Origin of the sequence: Streptomyces sp. NPDC088817 (genome assembly GCF_044750345.1) — a bacterium.
Classification (GTDB): domain Bacteria; phylum Actinomycetota; class Actinomycetes; order Streptomycetales; family Streptomycetaceae; genus Streptomyces.
In genome coordinates this window covers 605,502-626,467 of record NZ_JBIVJN010000001.1, presented here as the reverse complement: position 1 = coordinate 626,467, position 20,966 = coordinate 605,502, and the positions used below count along the sequence as shown (strand labels likewise).

Here is a 20,966-nt window from a genome sequence, read left to right as displayed (position 1 = left end):
GGCACACAAGGAAGGCATGAACAAGCCAGTGAACGACGGGCTCTGGTCCGGCACCTGGGTCGCCGAGCGACTCGGTGTCGAACTCCTGGGCGACGACCGGCTGACAGGCCTCCTGGGTCTCGCGCTGCGCCGCAACCCCAAGCGGGCGCACCTGCTCGTGTCCAACGTGCTCGGCAAGCACGTGCCGCAGTCGCCGTCGGTCGTGTACGGCCACGGGTTCGCCCTGGGCCGCAGGGTCCGGAACCTGCTGGGCACCGAACAGTCCGGCCGGGCGGTCGTCCTGGGCTACGCGGAGACCGCGACGGGCCTCGGGCACGCGGTCGCGGACGGCCTGGGCGACGCGCCGTACCTGCACTCCACGCGCCGCCCGGTGCCCGGCATCGCCCCGGCCGGCGGCTTCGAGGAGTCCCACTCGCACGCCACCTCACACCTCCTGCTGCCCGAGGACCCCGCCCTGCTCGCCTCCGACGGCCCGCTGGTCCTGGTGGACGACGAGTTCTCCACCGGCAACACGGTCCTGAACACCATCCGCGCCCTGCACGCCCGCTACCCGCGCAAGCGCTACGTCGTGGTCGCCCTGATCGACATGCGAGCCCCTGCCGACGCGGACCGCCTGCGGCAGTTCGCCGACCGGATCGACGCCCAGGTCTCCCTGATCACCACCGCCTCCGGCACCCTGCGCCTCCCGGCGGACGTCCTGGAGCGAGGCCAGGCCCTCGTCGCCCAGCACGAAACGGCCCAGCAGACCGAGCAGCGCACGCCGCACGCGTATGCGTCCGCCGTCCCGGAGGGGGCGGACGGGTCCGCCGTACCGGAGCCGGCCGGCGAGGGGGCCTCAAGCACCGCCGCGGAGCACCCCGGAACCATGGACGGGCCCGGTGAGCCGCCGGGCGATCTGCGGCAGTGGCCGACCGGGCGGGTGCGGCGGGTCGAGCTGCGGTGGCCGCGGGGGGTGCCGGACGGGGGCCGGCACGGGTTCACGCCGACGCATCGGGGACGGCTGGACGGAGCGCTGCCCGCCATGGCCGCGCGGATAGCCGAGGCGCTGCCGCGGCACGCCCGGCAGGTACTCGTGCTCGGCTGCGAGGAACTGATGTACGCGCCGCTGCGGCTGGCGCGGGAGCTGGAGCAGGTCGTGGAGGCCGAGGTGCGGTACTCCACCACCACCCGCTCACCCGTCCTGGCCGTCGACGACCCCGGTTACGCGATCCGCACCCGGCTGGTCTTCCCGGCCCACGACGACCCGGCCGACGGCCCCGGCGAGCGCTACGCCTACAACGTCGCAGGCGGCGGCTTCGAGGCCGTGGTCGCCGTCGTCGACTCCGCCGCCGACACCCCCGAACTGCACGCGCCCGACGGCCTGCTGGCACGGCTCGCCGACCACACCCCGCACGTCCTGCTCACGGTCGTGCCCTCGTACCTCCCCGCGCCCCCGCACGCCCCCGAAAGGTCCCCGATGCTGCCCGAGCCCCTTCGCGGCCCCGCCTTCTCCTCGTACGCGCCCGACGAGGTCGGCTGGCTGCTCCAGGACCTCTCGGACGTGACGCTGGAGGCGCCGACGGAGGAGCGCGAGGAGGCCATCCAGAGCGGCGGCGCCCACTACGCCGAGTCGCTGCCGGTGGAGTACCAGCCCAGCGAGCAGTACCAGGAGCTGTTCCACACGGCCCTGACGGCCTCCGCCGCGCGCATCGCCCGGGCCGTCGGCGTGGTCACCGAGACGATCCTCGCCGAAGTCCCCCTGCGCCGGAAGAGCCCGGCCGGGACGGACGAGAGCCCCGGCCCCGTGCTCGTCTCGCTCGCCCGCGCCGGCACCCCCGTCGGCGTACTGATGCGGCGCTGGGCCCGGTTCCGGCACGGCCGGGACCTGCCGCACTACGCCGTGTCGATCGTGCGCGGCCGGGGCATCGACACCAACGCGCTGCGCTGGCTCGCCGCCCACCACGACCCGCGCGACGTCGTCTTCGTCGACGGCTGGACCGGCAAGGGCGCCATCACCCGCGAACTGAGCCAGGCGATCAGGGAGTTCGAGGAACGGGAAGGGATCACCGGCTTCGACCCGGAGATCGCCGTGCTCGCCGACCCCGGCTCGTGCGTGCGCACGTACGGCACCCGGGAGGACTTCCTCATCCCCTCCGCCTGCCTCAACTCCACCGTCTCCGGCCTGATCTCGCGGACCGTGCTGCGCGCCGACCTGGTCGGCCGGCACGACTTCCACGGCGCGAAGTTCTACCGCGAACTCGCCGGCGCCGACGTCTCGAACGGCTTCCTCGACGCCGTCTCCCAGTGCTTCCCCGAGGTCGCGGACCGCGTCGACGTCGCCGCCAAGGAACTGCTCGCCACCGACCGCGCCCCCACCTGGGAGGGCTGGGCGGCGGTCGAGCGCATCAGCGAGGAGTACGGCATCCACGACGTGAACCTGGTCAAGCCCGGCGTCGGCGAGACCACCCGGGTGCTGCTGCGCCGGGTGCCGTGGAGGATCCTGGCGCGGGCCGGCGCCGGCGCCGACCTGGACCACGTGCGGCTGCTCGCCGGGCAGCGGGGTGTCCCGGTCGAGGAGGTCGGCGAACTCCCCTACAGTTGCGTCGGACTGATCCACCCTCGGTACACGCGCGGGGCGACCGGCGCCGACGGCAGGACGGTGACCCGCTGATGCCGGTTCTCGTGGCGAGCGATCTCGACCGTACGCTCATCTACTCCTCCGCCGCCCTGGCGCTCACCATGCCGGACGCGCGGGCGCCGCGGCTGCTGTGCGTGGAGGTGCACGAGAGCAAGCCGCTGTCGTACCTCACCGAGACGGCCGCCCAACTGCTCACCGATCTCGCCGACACGGCGGTGTTCGTGCCCGCCACGACCCGCACCCGCAAGCAGTACCTGCGCATCAACCTGCCCGGCCCGGCGCCGACGTACGCCGTCTGCGCCAACGGCGGCCACCTGCTGGTGGACGGCGTCTCGGACGGCGACTGGCACCGGCGGGTGATCGGGCGGCTGGCCGAGGAGTGCGCGTCGCTCGCGGAGGTCCAGGAGCATCTGCTGCGCACCGCCGACCCCGTCTGGGTGCGCAAGCACCGCGTCGCCGAGGACCTGTTCGCCTACCTCGTGGTGGAGCGCGAACTCCTGCCCGAGGACTGGGTGAAGGAGCTGACCGCGTGGGCGGCCGGGCGCGGCTGGACGGTCTCCCTGCAGGGCCGCAAGCTCTACGCCGTGCCCAAGCCGCTGACCAAGAGCGCCGCCGTCCGCGAGGTCGCCCGCCGCACGGGCGCCGACCTCGTCCTCGGCGCCGGCGACTCGCTGCTGGACGCCGACCTGCTGCACGCCGTGGACCGCGGCTGGCGGCCCGGACACGGCGAACTGGCCGACTCCGGCTGGACGGCACCCGGTATCGCGGCTCTGCCCGAGCGCGGGGTGCTCGCCGGGGAGCGGATCGTGCGGGAGTTCCTCAGGGCGGCCCGGGCGCCCGGGTAGGGACGCGAGCCGCCGTCGACGCCGGCCGGTTGTCGGTACGTCAGCCGCAGCAGCCTCCGCCGCAGCACCCGCCGCCGCCCGAGCCGGACCGCGGCGCGGGTGCGGGGGCGGCCGCGGAGCCGCCCACCGCGACCGTGGACAGCAGCTTGACCGTGTCGTCGTGCCCGGCGGGGCAGCCGGCCGGGGCGGAGGACTCCGCCATGGGACGGCTCAGTTCGAAGGTGTCGCCGCAGCTCCGGCAGCGGTACTCGTAGCGAGGCATGCGCCCAGATTAACGGGCGTGACAGGACACACAGCCCTTCGTGTTTCTTATGTCTTGGTTTCTGTCCAGTTCTTGTGCGGAGAATTGGAAAAGACGGCTGATAATTTTGTAGCGCCGCGAGGGCCGCGTGGTGACTGCGAACAAGGGGGAGAGCAGTCGCAGTTGCGGTGAATGTGTCGACCCGCGCGAGCACCACGAAAGTGCGGAGGAGGACGCAGTCGTGACGGAGGCAGGGCGGGGGGAAGGTCTTCCGGAGGAAGACCGCGAGTCCGACGGACGCCGCACCGAGGCCGGACAGCCGGACCAGTCGAAGACCGACCGGCCGGTGCGTGCGGAGGAAACGATCCAGCTCAAGGTGGACGCCCTGCGGGCGGACGAGACCATGCAGCTGAAGGTCGACAGCCTCCGCGAGCGGCATACAAGCGCGCAACCGCACGAGACGATGCAGTTGCGCGCCTTCCAGCCCCCACCCCCGGACCCGTCCGACCCCTCCGACCCGCCGGAGCGGTCCGAGCAGTCCGACCAGACCGACGGGTCCGGCCGGTCCGAACCGTCCGACGGCGCGCCCCGGCGGCGCGGCGACCGCCGCAAGCCGCGCACCCGCCCCACGGTCACGGTGCCCCCGGCCCTGACCCGGCGCCTCGCCCCCCTCGTCGCGGTGGCCGCGCCGTACGCCCGCAGACTCAAACCCGTCTACCCGCGCCCCGGCCGCACCGGCTGGCGCCGCTGGCTCCCCTCCTGGAGGCAATGGCTCGGCGCCACCCTCGCGGCCATGGGCCTGAGCGGCTTCCTGCTGGCCATCGCCTACGCCGCGACCGACATCCCGCAGAACCTGAACACCTACGCCACCCAGCAGGACAACGTCTACTTCTGGTCCGACGGCACCCCCATGGCCCGTACCGGCTGGGTGCAGCGCCAGGCGATGCCCCTGAAGGACATACCCGAGGACGTGCGCTGGGCCGTCCTCGCGGCCGAGAACGAGAGCTTCTACAGCGACCCCGGCATCTCCTTCACCGGCCTCAGCCGGGCCGTGTGGCGCACCGTCGGCCAGGGTGACACCCAGGGCGGTTCCACCATCACCCAGCAGTACGTCAAGAACGTCTACCTCTCCCAGGACCAGTCCGTCAGCCGCAAGTTCACCGAGGCGATGATCTCGCTCAAGCTCGACAACCAGATGAGCAAGGACAAGATCCTCGAGGGCTACCTCAACACGAGCTGGTTCGGTCGCGGCACCTACGGCATCCAGCGCGCCGCCCAGGCCTACTACGGCAAGGACGTCGGCGACCTGAACGCCAGCGAGGCCGCCTTCCTCGCCTCCCTGCTCAAGGGCGCCGGGCTCTACGACCCCACCCTGAGCGAGGCCAACCACCGCCGTGCCGTGGAGCGCTGGACCTGGACCCTCGACCGCATGGTCAAGATCGGCAAGCTGTCGAAGGCCGAACGTGACACGTTCCGGACGTTCCCCGAGCCGCTCAAGCGCAACCCGCTCTACGACACCGGCCAGCAGAGCGACTACCTGGTCGAACTGGCGTCGCAGTACGCCAAGAAGACCGCGCACATCACCGACCAGGAGTTCGACCTCGGCGGCTACCAGATCTACACCACCTTCGACCGCAAGCGGGAAGGAACCCTGACCGAGGAGGTCACCAAGGCCCGCAAGGAGGCCGGCAAGACCGCCCCGGGCCCGGCCAAGACCGTGCACTACGGCGCCGCCTCCGTGGCCCCCGACGGCCGCATCCTCGCCGTCTACGGCGGCCCCGACCACCGCACCCAGGGATACAACGAGTCCAACGCCTCCACCGTCCCGGCCGGTTCGGCCTTCCTGCCGTTCGTCTACGCGGCCGGACTCGAACACGGCGTCATCAAGCAGCGCGACGCCCCCCGGGAGCAGATCACCCCGCAGACCGTCTACGACGGCGACGACGACGTGCCCGTCACCACCCCCGAGGGCCCCTACTGGGACCGCAGCGGAAAGAAGGTGTCCGCCCACAACGACGACCGGAAGTCATGGGGGCGGATCAGCCTGCACCAGGCGCTCGCGAACTCCGTGAACACGCCGTTCATGCAACTCGGCATGGACACCGGCCTGGACAAGGTCAAGCAGACCGCCCAGGCGTCCGGACTGCTGCCCTCCAGCATGGGCCCGCAGGTCCCCGCGCTGTCCCTCGGCAGCTCCACCCCGAGCGCGATCCGGATGGCCGGCGGCTACGCCACCTTCGCCGCCAAGGGCACGCACACCGAGCCGTACTCCGTGCGGCGCATCACCCGCAACGGCTCCGCCGTCCGGCTGGACACCCCGGCCACGCGGCGCGCGGTCGGCCGGGACGTGGCCGAGGCGGTCACCGAGGCGCTCGGCGAGTCCTTCCGCACCGCCCACCCGGGCGTGGCGTCCGGCACGGCGGCGGAGGCGGCCACGGCCCCGGTGGCGGGCAAGGCCGGCACCACCGAGGACGACACCGCCGCCTGGTACGTGGGCACCGTCAAGTCGGTGTCCACGGCGGTCGTCGTCTACCGCATGGATCTGGCCAAGAGCCTCGAACCGCTGCCACTGGAAGGAGTCGCCGGTACCCGGGCCGACAGCGTTGCCTACGGGATCTGGGCCGGTGCCATGAACCCACCCGTCTGAACCCGGCGGTCCGCCCGCACCCGCCCTCACCAGCCCCCCTCGCAGATTGAGCCCCCCCATGAAGTCAACCGGCCGTCGGCGCAAGGCCCGTGAAACCCGCCGCGCCACCCGCCCCGAGTTCCTGACCCTGGCCGCCCTGCTGGTCGTCGCCTCCGTGGTGGCGGGGTTCCTGACGCTCACCCGTTCCGACTCGACCGCGCCCACCGCGTCCGCCGGATCGAAGGGGGAAGAGGCCAAGCGCGGCCCCAAGAAGGGCGGTTCGCCGTCCGGCCCGGCCGCGGAGCCCGAGTGGGACGGCAAGGTCCGGGTGCTCGGCGACGGCTCCACCTCCTACACCGGCCCGCAGAAGAACGAATGGAAGCCGAAGCCGCTCGAACCCGGCGAGAAACCACCGCAGTTCGTGGTCTTCTCCTGGGACGGCGCCCTGGAGGGCGACGACCACCTGTTCTCGCACTACCGGGAGCTGGCCAAGGAGTACGACGCCCACATGACCTTCTTCCTCACGGGCATCTACCTGCTGCCCAAGGCCAGGAAGGAGCTCTACCACCCGCCGCAGCACTCGCCGGGCGCCGCCGCCATCGACTACGCCACCGTCGACCACATCCGCACCACCCTGGAACAGCTCCGCGCGTCCTACGAGGACGGCAACGAGATCGGCACCCACTTCAACGGCCACTTCTGCGGCGACAAGGGCGGCGGCGACTGGAGCGTCGAGGAGTGGAAGAGCGAGATCGACCAGTTCTACGACTTCGCGGAGAAGTGGAAGACCAACTCCGGCCTCACCGACGTGGCGCCACTGCCCTTCGACTTCCGCAAGGAGATCACCGGCGGACGCGCGCCCTGCCTGGAGGGGCAGCCCAACCTGCTGAAGGCCATCAAGGACTACGGCTGGCGCTACGACGCCAGCTCGCCCGGCGACTTCCAGATCTGGCCGGCGAAGAAGGAGGGCATCTGGGACTTCCCGCTCCAGATGCTCCCCTACGAGGACGGCAAGTACCAGGGCCTGTCCATGGACTTCAACTTCCTCTACAACCAGTCCGACGGCGAGACCCAGGGCAATCCGGCCAACTTCCCGAAGTGGCAGCAGCAGACCGTCGACTCCTACATGGCCGGATTCAACCGCGTCTACTACGGCAGCCGGGCGCCCCTGTTCGTCGGCAACCACTTCGAGGACTGGAACGGCGGCATCTACATGAAGGCCATCGACGAGGTCGTCAAGAACACCTGCACCAAGAAGGACGTCAAGTGCGTGTCGTTCCGGGAGCTCGCCGACTGGCTCGACGTGCAGAAGCCGGAAACGCTGCAACGGCTGCGCGCCCTGGACCCGGCGCAGTCGCCCGACTGGTCGTCCGTGGTCAACTGACTCGCAGGACCGGAGAGTTCCGCTTGTGGCCCCCGCTCCACAGCGCCTCCACACCGCATGCGAAGATGCCGTCGCCCGGCAGGTCTGCCGGCGTAGAGGGGAACACCATTGAAATCAAGAAAACTCAGCCGTAAGCGGCGTCGCGCCACCATAATCTCGGCGGCGGCCGCCTCCCTGGTCGCCGGCGTCGCGCTGGTGCCCAACTGGAGCGCGGGCGCGGCCGTCACCGACGACCCGACCGTGGACGCGGCCACCAAGGCCACCTTCCAGAAGCTGGCCGACGCGGTCTTCACCGACCGCACCCAGGCCCTGGTGGACGACGCGGGCAGCAAGGGCCGCCACCACCGGCTGGCCTCCGGCTTCTCCGGCAAGGTCCGCCTGTCCGGCACGCAGTCGCGCCAGGAGACCTCCGCACTGGACCAGCTGCGCGGCCGCAAGGCACGGCTCGCGAAGCTGGGCGAGAAGTACAGCGCCGGCAAGACGAGCGTGTCGCTGGACGCCACCCGGGTGCAGGGCCGCGACGCCAAGGTCGCCGTCACCGAGACCACGACCCTGACGTACCGGAAGGTCCGCGGCAACGAGCCGAAGACCACCGGTTTCCAGGCCCGCCACGAACTGACGTTCAAGGCCGACCAGCGGGGCAACTGGCAGCTCACCGGCATCCGCGACACGGACGACGGCGTCGCCGTCAACCAGATCGCCGAACCGTCCGTCGTCACGCCGCCCAGCGCGAAGCCGTCGCCCACGGCACCGACCGCGAAGGCGTCGACCAAGCCGCCCACCACGGCGCCGACGACCCCGGCCCCGACCACCGCGACCCCGGCGCCCTCCACCACGGCCCCGAGCGTCGCCGCCGACGACAACCCGCCGTCGGCCGCCCGCTCGGCCATCACCGCGAACCCGCCCGCCGCACCGAAGAACCTCACCGGCGGGGCCTACGACTACAAGGCCATGGCGGCGTACGCGACGAAGTACTGGAACAACTACAACCCCGAGTACCCCGACTTCAACGGGGCGGGGGCCGGCGGCGACTGCACCAACTTCGTCAGCCAGTCCCTCAAGGCGGGCGGCTGGAAGCACGAACCCGGCTACACGTACGACTTCCACAAGTGGTTCGGCAACGCCGAGATCCAGTCGGACTCGTTCGTCGGCGTCAACGAGTTCTCCTGGTTCGCCCTGTCCTCCAAGCGGGTCACCAGCCTCGCCAACGTCTACCAGATGGACGTCGGCGACGTGCTCCAGGTGGACTTCAACCGCGACGGGTCCAAGGACCACTCCATGATCGTCACGTCGCGCACCGCGCAGGGCGTGCCGTACCTGTCGTACCACTCCACCAACACCTACAACAGGTCGGTGGCGAGCATCATCGCCTCCTACCCGGACGCGTACTACTACGCCTACCGCACCTGACCGGTGACTTTCGGGAGCGGGGAGCGGGCCGTCAGTGGCCGGCTCCCCGCTCCTCGCGGATCCGGGCCACCACCGCGGCCACCGTCCGCCGCACCGCCTCGGTCTCCGTCAGGAAGTGCCAGTAGTCGGGATGGCGGCCCTCCAGCGTCGCCACCGCCCGCTCCAGCCGGCCCACCGAGTCGTCCAGCGGCCGGGCGTGCCGCGGATCCGGCGTCGTACGGCCCGACATGGCCAGCCGCTGCGCGTCCCGGATCGCGAACCGGGTCCGCTCGATCTCCGCCTGCGGGTCCTTCTGCACCTCGTTCAGCCGCCGCAGCCGCTCCCCGGCGGCCGACACCGCCTCGTCCGTGGTGTTCAGCAGCGCCCGTACCGTCGACAGCAGCGCCGTCGCGTCCGGCCAGCGCTGGGCGTCCCGCGCGGCCCGCGCCTCCCGGAGCTTCGCCTCCGCCTCCCGCACGCTCCCGGCGGCCTGCTCCGGCACCTGCTGGAGATCCTGCCAGCAGGCGACCGTGAACCGCCGCCGCAGCTCGCTGAGCACCGGCTCCACCTGACCGGCCCGCGTACCCAGCGCCTGCGCCCGGGTGCGCAGCGACACCAGCCGGTGATCGATCTCGGCGGCCTGCTCGGGCAGCCGCGCCGCCTCCGCCCGGATCGCCTCCGCCTCCCGCGCCACCCGCTCGGCACGCTCCAGCGTCGCCTGCACACCGTGCTGTCCCGCACCCTGGTTGAGCCTCGTCAGCTCGGGGGAGAGCGCGGCGAGCCGGGCGGCCAGGTCGTCCGCCCCGAGCCCGGCCCCACGCGCGTCGTCCAGCGCGCCTGCGGCGGCGCTCAGGGCCTGCCGGGCACGCTCCACCGCGGGCGCCACACGGGCGAGTTGGGTCTCGGCCTTGCCGAGCAGCGGCCCGAGACCACTGCCGAATCGATCCAGCTCCCTCTTGACGCCCAGCAGTTCGTCCTTGGCGGCGGTCAGATCGACACGAGCCCGGGAGGCGACGGAGGCCTCCAGGTCGTCGCGGTCCAGGTCCTGGGCGTCGACGGCCTGGATGTAACGCTGACTGACCTCGTCGATGCGCCGGCCGAGAGCCTCGAACTCGCCGACCGCGCGCCGGGCGTCCGCGGAGTCGTCGACCGCCGTGATCGTCTCGATCGAGATCCGCAGGTCCCGCTGGGCGGTGTCCAGCTCGTAGAAGGCCGCCGCGGCGGCGTCCTTGGCGGCCTGCGCCTCGGCCCGCTGGGTCTCGGCCCGCCCGCCGAACCAGCGCCGGGTGCCGCCGCCCGCGAAGGCGGCGGGCAGCGCGAGCGCGGCCAGCAGGGGCAGCATCAGCACGACCGAGAGTGAGGTTTCGCTCAAAGGGGAGGAATAGCCCCGCGCGGCTCGGTATGCTGACTGCCGTGCGTTGCGAGAGCCAAGCACGCGCAACTCCTTTGTCCTAACGGGCAACCGGGCAGGTTCCGTCCCGGCTGGTGCTGAGAGCGTCGGACTCCTTCGTTCGCCGAGCGAATGAGCTGCTTGAGCCAGGAATCCCCTTGCTTCAGCTTGGGGAGGGTTCAAATCCCTCTCCCGTGTTCTTCGCCCTGCATAGTGCTCATTCTTCCATCTGTGCAGGACGAACACACGGGCCGGTCAGTCAGCCGTACGAACTGTGATCCCTCCGTCGCCGGTGGTCGCGGACACCACGTGGGAGGCGGCGTCGTCCCGGGGCACGTCGACGTCGACCGAGCCGTCGCCGGTTTTCGTCGTCACCCGGTACGCGGCGTGCGGCAGCGTGATGCTGACCGAGCCGTCCCCGGACCTGGTGTCCACGAGGTCCGGTACGGTGCCCAGCTCCAGGTGTATCGAGCCGTCGCCGGTGGTGGCCCGCACCCGGCGCGAGGAGACCTCGGCCCGTACGGAACCGTCGCCGGAGCGCAGCTCCAGGGGCCCGGTGGAGTCGGTGACGTGCACGGAGCCGTCGCCGGTACGGATGCTCAGCGCGTCCCCGAACCCGCGCGCCCGCACACTGCCGTCGCGGTCCTCGACCTTCACGGCGATCCCGCGCGGGACCTCGATCCGGTGCTTGGCGGAGCAGTCGGCGATGAACCCAGAGCACTTCAGCCGCAGCACCAGCCGGTCGTCCTTCATGGACCAGGTCACCCTCGGGTCGTCCCCGATCAGCACGGACCCGCGGAACCAGCGGGTGACCTCCACGGCCCCAGCCTTCGCCGAACCGCCGGAGACGATCTCCAGCGACGAGTCGTCCGAGTCGACGGTCAGGGTGTCCCCGCGCAGGGCGAACGAGCGCCGCTCGGGACTGCTGTCGTCCTCGGCGGAACCCCCGCAGGCCGTGGCCGTGGCGACGAGCACCACGACGACACCGGCGACGGCGGCGACACGAGCGGGCACGGAACGGGACATGACGATCTCCCCCTGACAACGGACGACGAACCCCAACGGCTCTGAGAGGACCGTAGAAAAAACCCGGCCCCCGGAAAATCCGGCGCGCCACCGGGCGGGGGGTGGGGTAAACCCCCGCAGCCACCGGGTCCTTGACACGACGAGGGCCCAGGTCCCGGGGTGTCACCCGTGGACCTGGGCCCTGTCAGTGCATTACGGCCATGTACCGTGACCGGTGGGCGCGGACGGTTTCGAACCGCCGACATCCTGCTTGTAAGGCAGGCGCTCTACCCCTGAGCTACGCACCCGGACGAGTCGACAGCCTACCTTGCCGGGGGACCTGTCCCGCAAACCCGGTTCAGGCGGTCGAGGGCGGGGCCTCGTCCTCGTTCTCCGGGGGCTCGTGGGCGTGTTTCAGGTGGCTTCGGGCGGTGACGCCGTCCGGGCCGGGCAGGTCCGACCAGTAGCGGTGGGTGCTGACGAACACCGCGAGTTCGCGCTCGCGGCGGCGTAGCTTTTCGACCGCCGCCTGTTCGTCGGGAGTCCAGCCCGGTGAGGCCGGGCGCTCCACCTTGCGCCAGCCGCCGTCGTCGCTGAACCCGTCCAGCGGCTCGACCGACCAGGGCAGCCGCTTGAGCAGGGCCGCCAGTTCGGCCCGGACCTGGTGCAGCTCCTCCTGACCGGCGAGGAGGTCACTCGGAAAGTCGTAGCGCGTACCCACACCGCAATGCTACGCCTGTTCGAATTTGTGGCGCGAGCGCAATGGGGTGGGTTCATGTGTTCGAGGCTGCCTCGGGGGCGCCGGGGCGCTTGCGCGGTGCGCGCGGGGCGTGCTGACACTGGGGGCATGTGCCGGAGTATCAAGACATTGCGCCCGCCCGTGTTGCCCGAGGAGGCGACCGAGGAGGAGATCCGGGCGGCCTCGTTGCAGTTCGTGAGGAAGGTCTCGGGGTTCCGGGCCCCGGCCGCGCACAACCAGGAGGTCTTCGACCGGGCGGTCGACGCGATCGCGCGGGCCACGGAGGAGCTGCTGGCGGGGCTGGAAGTGCGGGGGAGGGCGGGGCGCGGGGCCGGGTGACGGGCCGGGGTGGTCGGGAGGCTGGGGGGCCTTGGCGGCCGGGGCGGCTCTGGGGCCGTGGTGGCTGCTGGTGGCCGGGGGCGCTGGTGCCGGGTGCCGGGTGCCGCGTGCCGCGTGGCGGTCTTTTACGGTGCTTCGGCCGGTTTCAGGGGGCGGCGCATCAGGTAGACCGCTCCTGCGCCCGCCGCGAAGAGTGCCGCCACCGAGACGCCGGTCGCGAGCCAGGCCGCGCCCAGCCAGCGGGTGCCGAAGTAGCCGAGGGCCACGCTGTAGGTCGCCCAGGACAGGCCGGCCAGTGCCGACCAGGGCAGGAACTCCCGGACCCGGCGGTGCGTGGCGCCGGCGCTGAAGGAGACGACCGAGCGGCCGGCCGGGGCGAAGCGGGCGAGGACCACCAGTGCGCCGCCGCCGCGGGACAGGGCCGCGCCGAGCCGTTCCTGTGCCCTGCTCAGCCGCCGGGAGCGGGAGATCGCGCGGTCCAGGCGCTCGCCGCCGTGCCGGGCCAGACGGTAGGCGACGAGGTCGCCCAGTACGGACGCCGTCGCCGCGCAGAGGGTCAGAGCCAGGATGTCGGGCACGTTCTGCGGGACACGACCCGTCGCCGCTCCCGTGCCCGCGGCCGCCGCCGTGGCGGCCGTCACTATCAGCACGCCGCTGGGCAGGACCGGCAGGAACACGTCCAGCAGTACGGACGCGGCCACCATGACGTAGATCCATGGAGTGCCGGTGAGTGCACCCACCCTCGCCACACTCTCCAGCACCGAGAACTCCCCCTGTCACCCCCGTACCGCGGACCGTGCCGCGGTGTCGCGCGGGAGCGGCAGGAGCGGCCTGTGAAACCTATACAGCGTACGCCGGAAGTGTGACAGAAGTTTCACTGGGGGTGTATGTGGTTGGGGTGTTGGTTTCGGACGTCTCCGCCGCCCCACAGCAGTGCGGGGCGACGGAGACCTGTGGGGAGGGTGCCCAGGATCAGCAGGCGGCGAGGTAGTTCTGCAGTGCGGTCTTCTCGGCCGTGTCGACGGAGAGGTCGTAGTAGTACTTCACCTGCACCCAGGCACGGACGTAGGTGCAGCGGTACGACGTCTGGCTCGGCATCCACTGCGCCGGGTCCTTGTCGCCCTTGGACCGGTTGGAGCTGGCCGACACCGCGATCAGCTGGGGGCGCGTCAGGTCGTTGGCGAACGCCTGGCGCTGGGCGGTGGTCCACTTGCTCGCGCCGGAGTCCCAGGCCTCGGAGAGCGGCACCAGGTGGTCGATGTCGAGGCTGGAGGAGACGGTGAAGGTGGTGCCGTCGTACGCGGAGTACCAGGAGCCGCTGGTGGAGGCGCAGTTGGCGTCGGTGACGACGTTCGAGCCGTCCCGCACGAGGACCGTCTCGCGGGTGTCGCACTTTCCGCTGATGGTGATCCAGTGCGGGAAGAGGCTGCGGTCGTAACCGGTGTGGTTCGGCGTCGCGACGGTGAGCGAGGCGAGGTAGCTGCGGGCGGTGGCCGCGCTGACGGGGGTGGGGAGGGCGGCGGAGGCGGCCGGGCCGTTCAACAGGCCTATGGAGGCGATGAGTCCGGTGAGGGCCGCGAGTATGCTGAGCCGTTGACGCGCGTAGAACTTGGACCTGCGGGACATGCGAACTCCCTTGGGGGTGAGGGACCTTGGGTTCGAGCAGGGGGAGGCGAGGGAATGCTCGCCGCGCAGTGTTGCGAGCAGGTGAGTGTGCGGTGAGAAGTTAGTGACGCGTGCATGACACAGCAAGGGGTGTGACGGGACTTGCTGTCCGCTGTGATGTGGATCTCGGTGCCGGCCGGGGTGCGCGGGCGGTCGCGTACGATGGGCGGCGCGGAAGGGGAGTAGCTCTTCGCCGGACCGTCGACATACTGCTCAGCTCTGCTGAGCCGGCGCCCGGAGGCGGGCCTCGTGAGCGAGGCCGGCCAGCGAGACCTTCGGTGAGCAGTGCACGCCCGTGCCCTATGGCAGGGGTGACCCGTGTGCTGCCCTGCCGAGGCGTCTTCGCAACAGTCGCAGCACTCTCGGCGGGGTGGCCCCGACCGATTGAGGAACAGTGATCACCTTCAGCGTCCTGGCGATCGTCTTCGGCGTCGTCTTCCTCGCGGAGCTGCCGGACAAGACGGCACTCGCGGGGCTCGTCCTCGGTACGCGCTACCGGGCCTCGTACGTCTTCGCCGGTGTCGCCGCCGCGTTTCTGCTGCACGTGGTGCTGGCCGTGGCGGCCGGCAGCGTGCTGACGCTGCTGCCGCAGCGGATCGTGCACGCGCTGACGGGTGTGCTGTTCCTCGGAGGCGCGGCCGTGCTGCTGCTGAAGAAGGGGGACGGTGAGGAGGAGATCAGGCGACCCGAGGACCAGTCCTTCTGGAAGGTCGCGGGGACCGGGTTCATGCTGATCCTGGTCGCGGAGTTCGGTGACCTCACGCAGATCATGACGGCGAATCTCGCGGCTCGTTACGACGATCCGCTGTCGGTCGGGGTGGGGGCGGTGCTGGCGCTGTGGGCGGTGGCGGGGTTGGGGATCCTGGGGGGCAAGGCGTTGATGCGGAGGGTGCCGCTTGTTTTGATCACCAAGGTGGCGGCGTTGGTGATGGTGGGGTTGGGGGTGTGGGGGTTGTGGGAGGCGGTGGCGTGATCGGTTGGGTTCGGGTCCCGGCTTTGCCCACCCACCCGCCCGTCTCGGTGGGGTGAGGGGGCCCCGTCCCTGGGGCTCCGCCCCAGGCCCTGGCGGGGGCTCCGCCCCCTGCACCCCGGTTTCCCACCCGCCCACCCGTCTCGGTGGGAGGGGAGGGGCCCGTTCTGGGGCTCCGCCCCAGGCCCCGGCGGGGGCTTCGCCCCTTGCATCCCCAGGGCTTTGCCCCCTGCTCCCTGCCGAAGGCCCGCCTTCAGGATGGAGGCGTGGTGGCGGGATGCCCGGATGTTTTGTACCGTGGGGAAACAAAGTGGCTCCCGTCCGCTTTCCCTGACCGGTGGACGGGGCCGCCTTGTTTCTTCGGGGGCGTGTTCCCACGCCCCCTTCGCCATGTCTTGGAGTTTGCCGATGACGGCCACCGCCGTGTTCACCGCCCGCGCCCTCCTGCTGGACATGGACGGCACCCTCGTCAATTCCGACGCCGTCGTCGAGCGGATCTGGCGGCGCTGGGCCGACCGGCACGGGCTGGACGGCGACGAGGTGATGAAGGTCGTCCACGGTCGTCAGGGGCACGCCTCGATGGCACTGCTGCTGCCTGACCGGCCCGTCGAGCGGAACCTCGCCGACAACGCGCGCATGCTCGCCGAGGAGACCTCGGACATGGACGGCGTGATCCCGATCCCCGGGGCGGCTCAGTTCCTCGCGGGGCTGCGGGACGTGCCGCACGCCCTCGTCACCTCCGCCGACGTGGCCCTCTCCACGGCCCGGATGGCCGCCGCCGGCCTGTCCCTGCCCGACGTGCGCGTCACCGCCGAGTCCGTCGGGGCGAGCAAGCCGGACCCCGAGGGCTTCCTCAAGGGCGCCGCCGAACTCGGAGTCGCGCCCGCCGGCTGCGTGGTCTTCGAGGACTCCGGTGCCGGGATCGCGGCCGGCCGCGCCGCCGGCATGCGGGTGATCGGCGTCGGTCCACGCGCAGGGTTCCACCAGCCGGACGCCGTCGTGCGCGACCTGACCCAGGTGCGGGTCGAGCCCCTCGGTGACGGAGGCGTCCGGCTGCACGTCGGCTAGTCGCGCCGCCGCCGGGGCGCTCCCGCCACCCCCGGCTCAGGGCGCCTTCGTCTCCGACTCCAGGCGCGCCCTCGTCGCCGGTCCGTACACCCCGGATTCGTCGGCGCTGATGCCGCGCGCCCACTGGTACGCGCGTACGGATTTCTCCAGCCTGTGGCCGAAGACGCCGTCGACCTTCCCCGGGAACAGGAACAACTGGCGAAGCCGTAGCTGGAGTTCGGTCACCTCGGCGCCCTGGTCACCACGTCGCAGCACCGGGGCTGGGGCCGGGGCCGGCGGGGCGCTTTCACGCAAGGTTGTCGCCGTCTCCGTCGGCCCGGCCGACTCCGGACCCGGGGCGGGAACGTTCCCCGCCTCCGATCCGGACGGCGACGGCTCCGCCGTCCCCGGTTCCGAGGCGGACGCGGACGGCGAGACGTCCGCGCCGGGCGTCGGCGACTCGCCCCCCGGTGCCGCGGCCGACGGCGTGTCCGACGGCACGGCGGCCGTCGACGCGGACGCCGTGGGCGTCTCCACCCACGCGTCCGGCACGCTCTCCCGTACCTGACGGGAGGCATGGTCCCGCTCCGGCGACTCGTACGAGAACATCCCGCTCGCGAACCCCGCCCCCGCCACGACGGCGACCACGGCCGCCCCGGCGGCGACCACGACGACGGGGCGGGTACGCCGGCCGCCACGGCGGGTGCTCGCCCGGCCCGGCCGGCCCTCCGGGCCCCCGGAGCCTTCCGCGGCGACGACCGACTCCCGGGTGGCGGCCGGGTCCGCCCCTGTCGCCTTGTCGAACATGCTCACGTCGGCCGCGCTCGGTTCACCCGGCGGCGGCGCGAACAGGGTGGTCGCGGGTGGGGTGGTTGAGGGTGGGGTGGTGCTGGCCGGCGGCTGTGCGGGGATGGCTCGCAGCGCCATCGTGGACTCCGCGGGGGTGGCGGCGTCCTTCTGCCCCGTCCGCGCATCGGTGGGAGCGGCCCCTCGCACCGCCGCGGCCTCAGCGGGAGCGGCCCCTCGCACCGCCGCGGCCTCAGCGGGGAGCGTGCGCAGCGCCATTGTGGCGTCTGCGGGGAGGGCGCGCAGCGTCATTGTGGCGTCGACGGGGGAGGGGGACTGCGCTCCCTGCCCGGCGGCGCCAGCCGTACCGGCGGTCCGGGCCGTACCGGCGGCGCCAGCCGTACCGGTGGCTCCGGAGGTCATGGTGGCCCCGGAGGCCCCGCCGGTCCTGGTGGCCGCGAGCGCCTGGGTGGCCCTGCCGTCTTCGCCGCCTCCGGCGGCTCCGGCGGCTCCGGCGGCTCCCGCGACTACGGCTGCTCCCGCAGCGCCAGGGGTTTCTGCGGCCCCGGCGACCCCGCCATGCCCGGCACCCCCCGCCGAAGCGCCGCCCTCAGTCAACGCATCGCCCTCCGCCGAAGCGCCGCCCTCAGTCAACGCATCGCCCCCCGTCGAAGCGCCCGCCGAAGCACCGTCCCCTGCCGGGGCACCCCCCGTCAGGGCGTCCCCCGCCGTGCCCGTCGGCGCCGGTGGCTCCCCGATGTCCACGTACGGCCGAATCCGCAGTGGATTGAAGTCCTCCGCTGCCGCGGCCTCGGCTGTCCGGGTGTTGCGGAGAGCGTCGGACGCCCGGCTTCCGCAGGCGCATGACGGGGTGTTGTCCAAGCCCCGGGGCACCCCGCACTCGGGGCAGACATGCCCCTTCCGCTCTTCCACGCGTCGGTCCCCTCCCGTACGAACTCCAAGGATTATGCAGATCCTGCACACACCTTCTCCCCGAAGGGCCCCCGGAATGGCGGCGTCCGGGAGGACTCAACAGGCCATAACCGGACACACCGATGACGATGGGAGATGTCACGAGAGCGTCGGGAGGACTCCATGGCCGGCGATGGGCACGGCAGGACCGGCATGACGGGGACGACGGGCGACGTCCCGGGCGAGGTCCCGGGCGGCGACCGGCCGCCGTCGGCCGTCCCCGCGTCCCCGCGCGCCCCGGAGACCGAGCGGGTTCCACAGACACAGGCCGAGCAGCGTCCCCAGGCCGAGCAAGGTCCCCAAGCCCAGCAGCGTCCCCAAGCCCCGCAGGGTCCCCAGGCCGAGCCGGGCCCGCCCGGCCCGCCCGATGCGCAGGCCCCGCCCGGTGGTGCCGCGGCTCCGCCCGGGCAGGTACCCGGCAACGTTCTCGCCTCGATCGGCGCGCTGCTCCTCGGCTTGCTGCTGGCCGCGCTCGACCAGACCATCGTGTCGACCGCGCTGCCCACCATCGTCAGCGACCTCGGCGGCCTGGAGCATCTGTCCTGGGTGGTGACGGCGTATCTGCTGGCGTCGACCGCCGCGACTCCGCTGTGGGGCAAGCTCGGTGACCAGTACGGGCGCAAGAAGCTCTTCCAGACCGCGATCGTGATCTTCCTGATCGGTTCCGTGCTGTGCGGCATGGCACGGAACATGCCTGAGCTGATCGGTTTCCGGGCCCTGCAGGGACTGGGCGGCGGCGGGCTCTTGGTGCTGTCGATGGCGATCGTCGGCGATGTCGTCGCGCCCCGCGAACGCGGCCGCTACCAGGGCCTGTTCGGCGCGGTGTTCGGCACGACCAGTGTGCTCGGGCCGCTGCTCGGCGGGCTGTTCACCCAGCATCTGAGCTGGCGCTGGGTGTTCTACGTCAACATTCCCGTCGGCATGGTCGCCCTCGCCGTGATCGCCGCCTCCCTGCGCATCTCCCCCCGTTCGCAGCGGCACGTCATCGACTACCTCGGCACCTTCCTCATCGCCTCGGTCGCCACCTGCCTGGTGCTCGTCGCCTCGCTCGGCGGCACCACCTGGGGCTGGGGCTCGCCGCAGATCATCGGCCTGGTGGTGGTCGGCGTCGTGCTCGTTCTCGCGTTCCTGGCCGTGGAGCGGAGGGCGGCCGAGCCGGTGCTGCCGCTGAAGCTGTTCGGCATCCGCACGTTCTCCCTCTCCGCGGTCATCAGCTTCATCGTCGGCTTCGCCATGTTCGGGGCGATGACCTACCTGCCGACGTTCCTCCAGGTCGTGCGCGGCATCTCCCCGACGGTGTCCGGTGTGCACATGCTGCCCATGGTGGTCGGCATGCTGTCGGCCTCCACCGGTTCCGGGCAGATCGTCAGCCGCACCGGCCGCTGGAAGGTGTTCCCCGTCGTCGGCACCGCCGTCACCGCGATCGGGCTGCTTCTGCTGCACCAGCTCGACGAGCACAGCGCGACGATCGTGATGAGCGTCTGCTTCTTCGTCTTCGGCGTGGGTCTCGGCCTGGTCATGCAGGTGCTCGTCCTCATCGTGCAGAACGCCGTCGGCTACGAGGACCTGGGGGTCGCCACCTCGGGCGCCACCTTCTTCCGCTCCATCGGCGCCTCCTTCGGCGTGGCCATCTTCGGGACGGTCTTCGCCAGCCGCCTCGGCGACAAGCTGACCGCCGCCTTCAAGGGCGTGCCGCTGCCGCACGGAGTGTCGGCGGACACGCTGAAGTCCGATCCGCGCGGCATCGCCGCCCTGCCGGCCGCGCTGCGTCCGGCCGCGCTGCACGCGTACTCGTCCGCGATCACCGACGTCTTCCTCTACGCCGCCCCCGTCGCCCTCGTCGGCTTCGTCCTGGCCTGGTTCCTGCAGGAGGACCGGCTGCGCGGCTCGGTCACGGCCCCCGACGTCACGGAGACGTACGCGACCAACCCGGTCGAGCGGTCCTCGTACGACGAGGTGTGCCGGGCGCTGTCCGTGCTGGGCACCCGCGAGGGGCGGCGCGAGATCTACCGGGAGATCACCGCGCGGGCGGGCTACGACCTCGACCCCGCGGCGAGCTGGCTGGTGCTGCGGATCAAGAAGTACGGCTGGGTGGAGCCAGCCCTGCTGGCCGAGCGCACCACGCTCCCCCTGAGCACCATCATCGGGGCCACCCGCGAGGTCGAGGAACGGCACCTGGGCGAGCGCCGCGGCGTGGACCTCGTACTGACGGGCGCCGGCCTCGAGGCCGCCGAGCGGCTGGCGCGGGCCCGGGAGGAGTCGCTCGCCCGGCTGCTCGGCGACTGGTGGGGCCCGGACCGGCCGACCGACCTGGTGCAGCTGGTGAAGGAGCTGACGGCGGAGCTGTGCGGGTCCGACTCCGAACGGCCGCACGACGGGCGGCCGGCGACCCGTCCGGCCTGAGCCTCAGACGAGTGACTTGCCGAACCAGTGCTCCGCGTACGGGTCGTCGTTGTGCGGGGCGGTCTCCGTGTAGCCGAGCCGGGTGTACAGGGCGCGGGCCTCCACGAGGTCGCCGCGGGTGTCGAGGATCATCCGGCGGGCGCCCAGCGCGCGGGCGGCGTCCTCGGCGGCGGTGACCAGGAGGGCGGCGCCGCCCCTGCCCCGCGTCTCTTCGCGCAGGAACACCCGGGTGAGTTCGGCCCGTTCCGCGTCCAGCAGCCGTACGCCCGCGGTGCCGGCCGGGCTGCCGTCGTGCCGTGCGAGGAGCAACTGACCGGTGGGTGGGGTGAGTTCGGCGCCCGTACGGGCGGCGATCTCCCGTTCCAGCTCGGCGGGGTCGGTGCGCCGCCCCTCGTGCAGCAGGTACCAGCGGTCGCTGATCTCGGTGTAGTACGCGCGCCACAGTGCGGCGGCCGCGGGGGAGTCGACGGGTTCCGGGGCGATGGTCCAGGTCACGACCGCCATTGTGGGGACGTGGCGGGGGACGGACGCAACCGGTTAAGCACGCG

Annotated in this window: 17 protein-coding genes and 1 tRNA gene; 9 read left to right on the top strand and 9 right to left on the bottom strand. The window is 72.0% G+C overall.

The genetic code is table 11. The annotated features are described in order from the left end of the window. Window positions 1-16: 16 nt before the first annotated feature. Entirely contained in the window at window positions 17-2,650 is a 2,634-nt protein-coding gene (locus ACIP4X_RS02900) for a phosphoribosyltransferase domain-containing protein (protein WP_391453218.1), read from the top strand. Beyond that, window positions 2,650-3,462 carry an HAD family hydrolase gene (locus ACIP4X_RS02895; protein WP_358729517.1) on the top strand — a complete coding sequence of 271 codons (813 nt, stop codon included), beginning with the start codon at window positions 2,650-2,652 and terminating at the stop codon, window positions 3,460-3,462. Before ACIP4X_RS02900 ends, ACIP4X_RS02895 begins: the two co-directional genes overlap by 1 nt. A 40-nt stretch (window positions 3,463-3,502) precedes the next feature. On the opposite strand, the gene ACIP4X_RS02890 is transcribed toward ACIP4X_RS02895, so the two are convergent. Continuing rightward, window positions 3,503-3,724 carry a zinc ribbon domain-containing protein gene (locus tag ACIP4X_RS02890; protein ID WP_358729518.1) on the bottom strand — a complete coding sequence of 74 codons (222 nt, stop codon included), beginning with the start codon at window positions 3,722-3,724 and terminating at the stop codon, window positions 3,503-3,505. 382 nt (window positions 3,725-4,106) lie between these two features. On the opposite strand from ACIP4X_RS02890, the gene ACIP4X_RS02885 reads away from it, so the two are divergent. The 3 genes from ACIP4X_RS02885 to ACIP4X_RS02875 all read left to right on the top strand — a co-directional run bounded on the left by ACIP4X_RS02885 (window position 4,107) and on the right by ACIP4X_RS02875 (window position 9,123). Continuing rightward, window positions 4,107-6,350 carry a transglycosylase domain-containing protein gene (locus ACIP4X_RS02885; RefSeq protein ID WP_358729669.1) on the top strand — a complete coding sequence of 748 codons (2,244 nt, stop codon included), beginning with the start codon at window positions 4,107-4,109 and terminating at the stop codon, window positions 6,348-6,350. A 58-nt stretch (window positions 6,351-6,408) separates the two neighbouring features. Beyond that, window positions 6,409-7,713: a hypothetical protein gene (locus ACIP4X_RS02880; protein ID WP_391453221.1), complete on the top strand. Its 1,305-nt coding sequence runs from the start codon at window positions 6,409-6,411 to the stop codon at window positions 7,711-7,713. 174 nt (window positions 7,714-7,887) lie between these two features. Then, window positions 7,888-9,123, top strand: a complete 1,236-nt coding sequence (locus tag ACIP4X_RS02875) for an amidase domain-containing protein (protein WP_391453819.1) — start codon at window positions 7,888-7,890, stop codon at window positions 9,121-9,123. A 31-nt stretch (window positions 9,124-9,154) separates the two neighbouring features. Here ACIP4X_RS02875 and ACIP4X_RS02870 read toward each other — a convergent pair whose 3' ends face one another. From ACIP4X_RS02870 to ACIP4X_RS02855, 4 genes are all read right to left on the bottom strand, one after another. Continuing rightward, window positions 9,155-10,444 (bottom strand): hypothetical protein, encoded by a 1,290-nt coding sequence (locus tag ACIP4X_RS02870; protein ID WP_358729670.1) that lies wholly within the window; start codon window positions 10,442-10,444, stop codon window positions 9,155-9,157. 303 nt (window positions 10,445-10,747) lie between these two features. Further along, entirely contained in the window at window positions 10,748-11,518 is a 771-nt protein-coding gene (locus tag ACIP4X_RS02865) for a DUF4097 family beta strand repeat-containing protein (protein ID WP_391453223.1), read from the bottom strand. 215 nt (window positions 11,519-11,733) lie between these two features. Next, window positions 11,734-11,805, bottom strand: a tRNA-Val gene (locus tag ACIP4X_RS02860). 50 nt (window positions 11,806-11,855) lie between these two features. Next, on the bottom strand, window positions 11,856-12,218 hold the full coding sequence (locus tag ACIP4X_RS02855) for a hypothetical protein (RefSeq protein ID WP_391453225.1): 363 nt from the start codon (window positions 12,216-12,218) through the stop codon (window positions 11,856-11,858). 126 nt (window positions 12,219-12,344) lie between these two features. On the opposite strand from ACIP4X_RS02855, the gene ACIP4X_RS02850 reads away from it, so the two are divergent. Beyond that, complete coding sequence (locus ACIP4X_RS02850) at window positions 12,345-12,575, top strand: DUF2277 family protein (protein ID WP_391453227.1); 231 nt, start codon at window positions 12,345-12,347, stop codon at window positions 12,573-12,575. 125 nt (window positions 12,576-12,700) lie between these two features. On the opposite strand, the gene ACIP4X_RS02845 is transcribed toward ACIP4X_RS02850, so the two are convergent. Next, window positions 12,701-13,279, bottom strand: a complete 579-nt coding sequence (locus ACIP4X_RS02845) for a VTT domain-containing protein (RefSeq protein ID WP_391453821.1) — start codon at window positions 13,277-13,279, stop codon at window positions 12,701-12,703. Between the two features lie 268 nt (window positions 13,280-13,547). Beyond that, complete coding sequence (locus ACIP4X_RS02840; protein ID WP_358729525.1) at window positions 13,548-14,201, bottom strand: HNH endonuclease family protein; 654 nt, start codon at window positions 14,199-14,201, stop codon at window positions 13,548-13,550. Window positions 14,202-14,634: 433 nt separating this feature from the next. Here ACIP4X_RS02840 and ACIP4X_RS02835 point away from each other — a divergent pair, with 433 nt between their 5' ends. Continuing rightward, the gene (locus ACIP4X_RS02835; protein ID WP_391453230.1) at window positions 14,635-15,213 is read left to right on the top strand and encodes a TMEM165/GDT1 family protein; all 579 of its coding nucleotides are present in this window, start codon (window positions 14,635-14,637) and stop codon (window positions 15,211-15,213) included. A 405-nt stretch (window positions 15,214-15,618) separates the two neighbouring features. Beyond that, entirely contained in the window at window positions 15,619-16,278 is a 660-nt protein-coding gene (locus tag ACIP4X_RS02830; RefSeq protein ID WP_358729527.1) for an HAD-IA family hydrolase, read from the top strand. A 36-nt stretch (window positions 16,279-16,314) separates the two neighbouring features. On the opposite strand, the gene ACIP4X_RS02825 is transcribed toward ACIP4X_RS02830, so the two are convergent. Next, entirely contained in the window at window positions 16,315-17,184 is an 870-nt protein-coding gene (locus ACIP4X_RS02825) for a peptidoglycan-binding protein (RefSeq protein WP_401346326.1), read from the bottom strand. Between the two features lie 954 nt (window positions 17,185-18,138). Here ACIP4X_RS02825 and ACIP4X_RS02820 point away from each other — a divergent pair. Further along, complete coding sequence (locus ACIP4X_RS02820) at window positions 18,139-20,418, top strand: DHA2 family efflux MFS transporter permease subunit (protein WP_391453235.1); 2,280 nt, start codon at window positions 18,139-18,141, stop codon at window positions 20,416-20,418. Between the two features lie 3 nt (window positions 20,419-20,421). On the opposite strand, the gene ACIP4X_RS02815 is transcribed toward ACIP4X_RS02820, so the two are convergent. Further along, complete coding sequence (locus ACIP4X_RS02815; protein WP_391453237.1) at window positions 20,422-20,922, bottom strand: GNAT family N-acetyltransferase; 501 nt, start codon at window positions 20,920-20,922, stop codon at window positions 20,422-20,424. Window positions 20,923-20,966 lie beyond the last annotated feature (44 nt).

Coding starts and splice junctions, on each gene's coding strand:
- ACIP4X_RS02900 (WP_391453218.1), top strand. CDS start 17: ATGAACAAGCCAGTGAACGACGGGCTCTGGTCCGGCACCTGGGTCGCC.
- ACIP4X_RS02895 (WP_358729517.1), top strand. CDS start 2,650: ATGCCGGTTCTCGTGGCGAGCGATCTCGACCGTACGCTCATCTACTCC.
- ACIP4X_RS02890 (WP_358729518.1), bottom strand. CDS start 3,724: ATGCCTCGCTACGAGTACCGCTGCCGGAGCTGCGGCGACACCTTCGAA.
- ACIP4X_RS02885 (WP_358729669.1), top strand. CDS start 4,107: ATGCAGCTGAAGGTCGACAGCCTCCGCGAGCGGCATACAAGCGCGCAA.
- ACIP4X_RS02880 (WP_391453221.1), top strand. CDS start 6,409: ATGAAGTCAACCGGCCGTCGGCGCAAGGCCCGTGAAACCCGCCGCGCC.
- ACIP4X_RS02870 (WP_358729670.1), bottom strand. CDS start 10,444: ATGCTGCCCCTGCTGGCCGCGCTCGCGCTGCCCGCCGCCTTCGCGGGC.
- ACIP4X_RS02865 (WP_391453223.1), bottom strand. CDS start 11,518: ATGTCCCGTTCCGTGCCCGCTCGTGTCGCCGCCGTCGCCGGTGTCGTC.
- ACIP4X_RS02850 (WP_391453227.1), top strand. CDS start 12,345: ATGTGCCGGAGTATCAAGACATTGCGCCCGCCCGTGTTGCCCGAGGAG.
- ACIP4X_RS02845 (WP_391453821.1), bottom strand. CDS start 13,279: ATGGTGGCCGCGTCCGTACTGCTGGACGTGTTCCTGCCGGTCCTGCCC.
- ACIP4X_RS02840 (WP_358729525.1), bottom strand. CDS start 14,201: ATGTCCCGCAGGTCCAAGTTCTACGCGCGTCAACGGCTCAGCATACTC.
- ACIP4X_RS02830 (WP_358729527.1), top strand. CDS start 15,619: ATGACGGCCACCGCCGTGTTCACCGCCCGCGCCCTCCTGCTGGACATG.
- ACIP4X_RS02825 (WP_401346326.1), bottom strand. CDS start 17,184: ATGGCGCTGCGAGCCATCCCCGCACAGCCGCCGGCCAGCACCACCCCA.
- ACIP4X_RS02820 (WP_391453235.1), top strand. CDS start 18,139: ATGGCCGGCGATGGGCACGGCAGGACCGGCATGACGGGGACGACGGGC.
- ACIP4X_RS02815 (WP_391453237.1), bottom strand. CDS start 20,922: ATGGCGGTCGTGACCTGGACCATCGCCCCGGAACCCGTCGACTCCCCC.